Source organism: Hamadaea sp. NPDC050747, assembly GCF_040654195.1.
GTDB lineage: Bacteria > Actinomycetota > Actinomycetes > Mycobacteriales > Micromonosporaceae > Hamadaea.
On record NZ_JBFAHM010000020.1, the window covers coordinates 83,547 to 91,403 of the forward strand.

The 7,857-nt window shown below is 66.6% G+C and carries 4 protein-coding genes; 2 read left to right on the top strand and 2 right to left on the bottom strand.

Features of this window, described 5'->3' with window-relative positions; genetic code table 11:
• Positions 1-39: 39 nt before the first annotated feature.
• Both AB0H43_RS36190 and AB0H43_RS36195 read left to right on the top strand, forming a co-directional pair.
• Positions 40-1,863 (top strand): hypothetical protein, encoded by a 1,824-nt coding sequence (locus AB0H43_RS36190; protein ID WP_360007313.1) that lies wholly within the window; start codon positions 40-42, stop codon positions 1,861-1,863.
• Positions 1,833-3,761, top strand: a complete 1,929-nt coding sequence (locus AB0H43_RS36195; protein ID WP_360007315.1) for a hypothetical protein — start codon at positions 1,833-1,835, stop codon at positions 3,759-3,761. Before AB0H43_RS36190 ends, AB0H43_RS36195 begins: the two co-directional genes overlap by 31 nt.
• A gap of 56 nt (positions 3,762-3,817) precedes the next feature.
• Here AB0H43_RS36195 and AB0H43_RS36200 read toward each other — a convergent pair whose 3' ends face one another.
• Positions 3,818-5,950, bottom strand: a complete 2,133-nt coding sequence (locus tag AB0H43_RS36200; protein ID WP_360007317.1) for an acyltransferase family protein — start codon at positions 5,948-5,950, stop codon at positions 3,818-3,820.
• Positions 5,947-7,857: heparinase II/III family protein (locus AB0H43_RS36205; RefSeq protein WP_360007320.1), on the bottom strand; the 1,911-nt coding region annotated here is incomplete at its 5' end. The genes AB0H43_RS36200 and AB0H43_RS36205, both read right to left, overlap by 4 nt.

A 7,857-nucleotide genomic window follows, 5' to 3' on the forward strand; every position in this document is an offset into this window, starting at 1 on the left:
ACACCCCTGCCGGGGCCATCCCTCACCCGTGGAGAAGCAATGTCCTCTCGGAGAGCACGGCGCGTACTAGCCGCGATCTGCGCAGCAGCCGGGCCGTTGACGCTCCTCGGCAGTGTGCCGGCCGCCGGAGCGGCTGTACCGGCGTATACATTGGAAGAACGGGCCGAGGCGATCGCCCAGCCGGCGGTCATCTTCACGGAGATCCTCAGCGAGGGCATCATCCGTGATCGGCGCACGCGTAAGGCCGTCACCCCCAAGACGATGACTATCGGGATCCGCTGCAGCGCGGTCGTCATCAGCTCGTCCGGCATCGCGCTGAGCACCAACGACTGCGTGGCGCCTTCACGCAAGCGGCTAGCCGAGCTGGCGTTCGAGCAGCTGGCCAACCAGCTGATCGACCAGAACAAGCTGACCGAGGCCAACAAGAAGGCGTACATCGATCAGCTCACGCTGACCTCCGACTTCACCGCGGCGTCCGGGCCCGGCGATCCGCCGCGGCGGGTCTTCGCCCAGCTGGGCACGGCGACGGCCCGTCTGACGAGTTCGCCCGCCATCACGGTGGAAGCACCGCCGGCGGCGGAGGACGACGAGAATCGACTCACGGCGATCAATCTCGGCGTCAAGGGCCTTCCGGCGGTCGAGCTCGACGACACCGCCACGATCGCCGGCGATGCCGAGGTCGTGGCGATCGGGTACCACCCGATCGTCGCTGGCAAGACCTACGAGGTGACCACCACCGCCACCCATGTCACCGGCACCCGCAAGGGAACTCCAGTCAGTTACAAGTTCTCCGACGACCTGCCCAGCGAGAACCGGGGTGGGGCGTTGGTGGACCTGGAGGGTCACCTGACGGGCGCGCTGCTCTGGAGCGACGCCGGCAACGACGTCGAGACAATCAAGCAGGTGCTCAGCCAGGTCGGCGTCACCAACTCGCTGAGCGACACCGACAAGCTCTACCGCGAGGCCATCGACGACTACTTCGCGGGCCGCTACTCCGCCGCGATGAAGAAGCTCGACACGGTCAAGGCGGCGGCGCCGTCGAACGCCATGGCGGAGCGGTATCGTGCCTTGGCGACGAGCCGTGCGGCGATCGAGGGCGGCGAGCCCGCAACCTCGTTCAACGTGCCGATGTGGGCTATCGCGGCCGCCTCCGGGCTGGTCGGCGCAGTCCTGGCGGTCGTCATCGCGGTCGTGCTTCTACGGCGGCGCCGTACCGACCAGAACCTTGGCGAGACCCTGGTGCCCATCTCGGTCAACCCGTTCGCGCCAACGTCAGGCCCGGGAGCGCATCCCACGTCAGGCGCGGGATTCACTCACTACCCACACGGTGGGTACGCCCAGGTTTCTCCGGCCAGTGGCGACGCCTTCCCGCACCCCAATGTGCTGGAGATCCCCCAAGCCGCACCCCCGGGCATGCCGGTGCCGCGGCCTCCCGTGCAGCAGCCGCCGGCGCAGCACCAGCCGCCCATGCAGCAACCACCCATGCAGCCGCCCGTGCCGCAGCAACCACCCATGCAGCCGCCCGTGCCGCAGCAACCACCCATGCAGCCGCCCGTGCCGCAGCAACCACCCATGCAGCCGCCCGTGCAGCAGCGTCCGGTCGAGCCGGCAGTTCCGCCGGCGCCGATGTCGGCTCCGCCAGCCGGACCGCCTGGGCAGGTTCCACCGCGGCCCGAGGCTCCCTCCAGCGGCCCTCCGTTGTCGCCTGGGCTGCCCGCCATCCCGATGCCGGCGCACCATGCCGTCGAGGTACCAGCACCGGAGAAAGCGGCGCCAGCACCGTTCGCATGGCCCGATGACGAGTCGATCCCGGCCGACGAGGCGGACAACCCTTGGGGTCCGCCGCCGCAGAATCGGGACTAGCGCAAACGGATGATCGGGGGAGAGAAATGGCCCAGATAGCTGGCGCCAGGAAGATGAAGTCGATGTTGCGGCAGCTCCCCTGGCTTGCGGGTCCCGTGAAGGCACCGTCGGTGGTGGCCTGTGCCGAGAACGTCCGCATCAGCGCCGACATCACCTGGCTGCCCTGCCGTCTCGAGCCGGGCACGCGATATCGGCTCCGTGCGCTGACTGAGGGGGCCGCGGAGACGACCGACCGGACGGCGCTCGTATTATTCGACGGCGCCGGCGGCGGCGAAGGTCTTCGTGAATCGGAGCGGCTCGGCCCCATCGCCAAGCTACGCACGACCGATGGTCTTGCCCGGACGGACATCATCTTCACCGTAAAGCGCCCGGTCACCCGATTAGGACTCCGTGCGGCGTCGGCCACGACGGACGTCGTGGTGCGGACACTTGCCATCGACCGCGTGGTCAACGACTCGAGACCGATCGACTTCTTCTTCTCGTTCGACGTCGAAGCCGCGGTCAGCCAGGCGAAGTCCGATCCCATCGACACACTGGTCTGGGGCAAGCTCGACGGCGGAGAATACGGCCTGCGCCGGATCTGTGATGTGCTGGAGCAGCACCGCCTCGTGGGCAACTTCCTCGTCGACTTCGCGACCTGCACCTACGAGGGCGAGCGTCCACTGCGGAACATCGTGGACTTTCTGGCCGGTCGCGGCCACGAGGTCCACATGCATCTGCATCCCAGCGGCCTGGGCAAGCGCTGGGGCATCGACGGCGGCGAGATGCTACGCCTGGAGAAGGCCTCCTACGATATGCAGATCCGCATGCTCGAATACACGACTCGGCTGTATCAGCGCGCCACCGGAAACGATCCACGGGTCTTCCGCTCGGGCGCCTACATGTTCAACCGAGAGATGATTCTCGCCTCTGGCGCGCTGGGGATCGAGATGCTGACGAACGTTCGCGAGAACGTCGGCAGTCCGCTGTCCGGCGGTGACGCGTACACCGGGCGTGAGCCGTTCCGATGGGAGAACGGCGTTCTGGAACTGCCGGTCGACGCGTCCTCCCCCGAGGTCAGCGAGTGGAGCGGCTTCATGTCCAAGTTCGACGCCGCGGTCCGACGCAAGCCGACCTGGCGTACGTTCAACATCGTCATGCACTCCTGGTCGATGATGCGCAAGAATTCCGAGAAGATCTTCGAGGCGTACGAGCCGCGGCACGAACAGAATCTCCACCGGATGTGCGAACTCGCTACCAAGCGCGGCAAGGCACGCGGATACGCCGAGTACCTCGACGACAACAAGCAGGATTTCCCGTCGGTACGTTTGTCGCAGCTGCGGTCCGCGGAGCCGATCGAGACCATCCGACTCGCCCCGAAGGCCGCCGCGGAGCGGCTGGTGACCTGCGTGGTGTGCGACATGTCTTTCGCGGCCCCGTTCGCGGTCGCCGGGAAGTGTCCCGTGTGCGGATCGCACGCACGACACCGCGTCCTTCGCAACGTCCTCGACGAATATCCGGGCATGTTGTCCGATAAGCGGATCGTCGCCGCGGAGGCGACAGAGTTGCGGCTGCTGGGTTTGTTGCCGGCGACCGCCGAGGTCAAGAACCACGATGCGACGGCCCTGTCCGCCGTCGGCCGAGGCTGGGCGGACGCGTACGTAGGCCTGCATCTGATCAACGACGCTGTCGCCGGGCGGGAAACCGTCAAGGAAGTGGCGCGAGTACTCAAAGCGGGTGGAGTCTTCGTCTCCACCGCACGCTGCCGAACCGACGGGGATCAGCCGGCAGAAGCCGGCATGGAGCTCGCTGCATATCTGGATCTCCTGGGCACCAGGTTCGACGTTAGCTCGGTTCCGGGGTACGACCACGTGACCGGCCGGGCGGACCGGGTCTTCCTGGCGATCAAGAAGTCCTGACGACGCCGGAGGGTCGACGACTGAGCCGCCGCAGGCTCCGTGGCCGACGCCTCCGGTCAGGCTCCGCCGCGATAGGTCACCGGGAAACCGGCCGCCGTCAAGGACTTCGCGAGCCTCGGTGTCAAACTCTTGATGTAGGTGGCTGTGATATGCGTGCCCTGTCGATAGATGAGCACATTGCCGATCACCGGCGCGCACCGCTCCGTCGGGCAGATCGCGTCGTTGAGGTCGACAACGCTGACGCCCGCCAGGCCCTCGGCAGCCTTGACCTGCGCCACGGCGGCCGGGCTGACCGACTCTCCCCTGCTGAACGAGCAGGCCGTCATTTTCTTCGGGTTATTCGCCACGCACTCGTACACGTTCATTCCGGGCACGGGATTGTCGGCGATCACGACGACCTTGGACCCGGCGGCAGTCAGTTCGGTCCACACCGCCCGCAGGGCGTCGACCATGGCCTCGGCCGATTCTGTGCCGTCGGCCCGCAACGCCTCGCCTTTGCTCTGTGACGTTATGACGATGTCCGGCGGGTTGGCCGTCAATCTCTCCAAGACCTCGTTGCTCCAGGTCCGGCACTGCCTGAACGGCTTGCCGTCATCCGTCGTCAACGCCCGCGCGAAGCTGCACGAGGATTTCAGATACGTCGTGAGGTGCCAGTTGCTCTGTTGGGCGATCGGTTCGAGCGCAGGCAGCCACTGAGCGATCTTCGAGTCTCCGACGATCGCAACCCGAGTCGCCCCTTGCGGATCGCCGAACTCGCAGGTCACCACTTCCGTCTTGGCGAAGTCCTGCTGGCAGTCCTCCTGGTAGAGCCGGTGAACGTCGGCTGTCGCCTTGATCGGTAGCGGCGTCATCCACGCCACCTCGTCCGTCGGCGCTCCCGCCGGGTCGTCGCGCGGCTCCGCCCGCAGTACCGCAGCGCCGGCGGCCATCTGGGTCGGCACACTGTCGCCGACCGGAACCGGATCGACTGCGACCAAGATGGCAAGGCCGGCCGCCACGCCGGCGAAGGAGAAGTTCAATCCCAGGCTCAAGGCGAAACGAGGCGATCGGGAGAGCGTCGAGGACTTCCGGATCGGATTTTCGAATGCCCGGTGAGCGAGCCATGCCGGCAGGAGCGACACCATCACGACGACGACACCTTGTGTCGCGGTGAGCTTCCCCCAGATGGCAGTGGTGATGGCGATCAGCGGCCAATGCCACAGGTAGAGGGAGTACGACAGTCCGCCGATCCATTGGAGTGGTGCCACCGACAGGATGACGGCCGGTCCCTCACGCGTCGTCACGCAGCCGGCGACGATGACCGCCGCCGCGCCGAGGACCGGCACCAAGGCCGCGTACCCTGGCCATGCGGTCTCCGTGGAGAACAAGGCGCCCGATGCCAGGACCGCGGCCAGCCCCGTCCAACCGAGGATGACCGTCGCCCGTCGCGACAGTTTCGTCCACAGCCCGGCGGTCATCGCGACGAGGGCTCCGACGCCCAGTTCCCAGATCCGGGTAGTGCTCACGAAGAACGCTTTCGTGGGCTCCTGGCCCGTCAGCTGAATCGACCAGATGAACGACGGGACGACAAGCAGGCCGAGCCCGACATGGAGCATCCGATCCGGCCGCCGTTTGACCCGCTTCGCCAGCACCGCGATCGCCAGAACCACCAGCGGCCATACGAGGTAGAACTGTTCCTCGACGGCGAGGGACCAGAAATGCTGCACCGGCGAGGCGACGGAGTCCTCCGCCAAGTAGTCGACCGAACGGTCGGCCAGCCGCCAGTTGATCAGGTAGAGCGCAGCAGCGATGATGTCACCGCCGACGTCCTGCCACTGTGTCCGCGGAATGGCGAATGCCGTGAGCACAGCCGTCACGATGAGCACCAGGGCCGTCGCCGGCAGCAGTCGCTTCGCCCGGCGTGCGTAGAAGCCGAGCAGGGAGATCCGGCCGGTACGGCCGAGTTCTGCTGTCAGCAGCGACGTGATCAGGAATCCGGAGATGACGAAGAAGACGTCGACACCTACGAATCCACCAGCGAGGAACGGTACGCCGGCGTGGTAGAACAGGACCAGTCCGACGGCGATGGCTCGCATACCCTCGATGTCGCCACGGAAGCGGGAGGCACCGGGTTCGCCAGTTTCCGCCTCCCCCGCCGACCAGACGTCGCGCATCCGCGGGCTCACCTCGGCATCCCCAGCTGTCGTCATGCTCCGGAACTCGGTGCGAACGGATTGTCCTGGACGCCGGCATCGAGGGTGTCCGCGAAGCAGAACACTGTGCGGAACTCATGGTCGCTTACGCCGAGCACCTCGAACCCGACCGACCACGCGGGGGTGAACCGGAGATCCACCTTGGACCGCCAGCCACGGAGTGGCTCTTGCTGACCCTTCACCGGCTCGATCAGCGTCGACCCGGAGTGCTCCCGCAACCACAGCCGCCGGTCGGCGGTCGGCACTGAAATTCCCAACCCACCGTCTTCCTGCACCTCGGGCGTCACTTCCTCCGGCATGTTCCACCAAACCCGATAATCATGCGACTCGCCGTCAAGTGCGGAAACCGTGTCGATTACCTGGAGCCACTCCCCCGGCCGGAAGACGACCTCGCGACGGTGCTTCCAGGTAACATGATCCACCGAGCCGAGCAGCCGGAAGACGCCGTCGCGCTCCTCGGCTGCCTGGATCCCTGAGCCATAGGGCTCGCGCCCGCGCCGGAGATGATCCGTACCATCGGCTTCAACCGTGTTGTGGGCACGGGTCGACTCTATGTACTGGCGCTCTGGAGCACTGTAGAAGAAGCCCTTCTGGCGCAGTGGTGAGTCGGCCGGCAGCAGATCCACGTAGCCGAAACGGCCGGCGTCGATCAACAGCTCATGTCCGTGGTCGCACCAGGTCAGCAACAGGTCGTCCGCGTGCTTGTGGGTACGCGAGTGGAAGGCAGCCGCCATGAGCAGATACCCAGCGCGGTCGTGGTCGGCCACGCCGACCGGTTGCGGATGACGCACGATGGCGTACCCGCTGTCCGGCATGACACGCAGCGACTCCGCGGTCGGCGTGCCGCTGCGCCCTCGCGACATGTGGAACTCCGTGAAGGGGCTCGCGGTGATCGGCTTCGACGACCGCATCTTGATGGCTCGGCTGTCCCCCAGCTGGACGAGTTCGCCGTTCGGCTGGATGAACCAGCCCAGGACGTCCTCGGCGGACGCGATGCGCTCGCGGAGCTGCGGATCGTCGAAAAGCCCGGCGGTAATCCCGCCCCGGAAGGAGTTCAGGAGCATGCGGTGATAGGCGGGCGAATGCTCGAGGTGGCCTCCGTCCGCGGCGAACTGAGTCTTCGTCACGACCGCGAGGCGGTCGCGGCCTTGCCGCTCCATGACGTCCATCCCAGCGAGCGGTGCCAATCGCCGGGCGAAGGCGAGCTGTCCGAGTGATAGATAGACGCCGTGGTTGTTGCGCGGGTTGAAGATCCGGTCGTCGTAGAACTCCCGCTGGTGCCGCACGACGCAAGTCAGCAGCGCCGCCAGCACGTCCTTCGGGTAGCCCCGCAGTACACACTGCTCGACGAGGTACGCCAGCCGGTACGCCCGGAGCCCGATCGCCATGTCGTACCACGCCATCGTGCCGCGGGCGTCGCCCTCGTTGAACGTCTCCGCCCAGGAGACCGCCCGCTCGACACACCAGTCGAGGTAACGGGATTCACCGGTCGCCTCGTACGCTCGCAGCACCGACCCCATGAAGTCCCACGCGTGCACCGAGAAATTGGCCGACCGGTTCTCCATGTAGAGGGTGGTCCACTCGATCGGCGGCGCCAGGGTCAACCGTGGTTGATCGCCATGGGACCACCCTTCGGAGAGGTACACCTCGGGGTCGCCCTGGGTGTCCGTCTCGTAAAGCAGTTCTAGAGGGATCGCTTCGCGGGACTCGAATTCCCGATGCAGACCGGCGACGCTGATCCGCTCGGCGCTCAGGTTCGCCATCCGCAGATCTCCGAAGGGTACCGCCCCCAGCTGCTCATAAAGCCGGAGGTAGGTGTCGGCGTTCGCGGCCCAGGTGCGTTCGGTACGCACCCACGCAGCACCGGCTTCAGCCAGCCGCTGCCGACGCGCCGGGTCGGCCAG

Bases quoted from the DNA above. Each gene is read 5' to 3' on its own strand.
- AB0H43_RS36190 (WP_360007313.1), top strand. From the start codon at position 40: ATGTCCTCTCGGAGAGCACGGCGCGTACTAGCCGCGATCTGCGCAGCA.
- AB0H43_RS36200 (WP_360007317.1), bottom strand. From the start codon at position 5,950: ATGACGACAGCTGGGGATGCCGAGGTGAGCCCGCGGATGCGCGACGTC.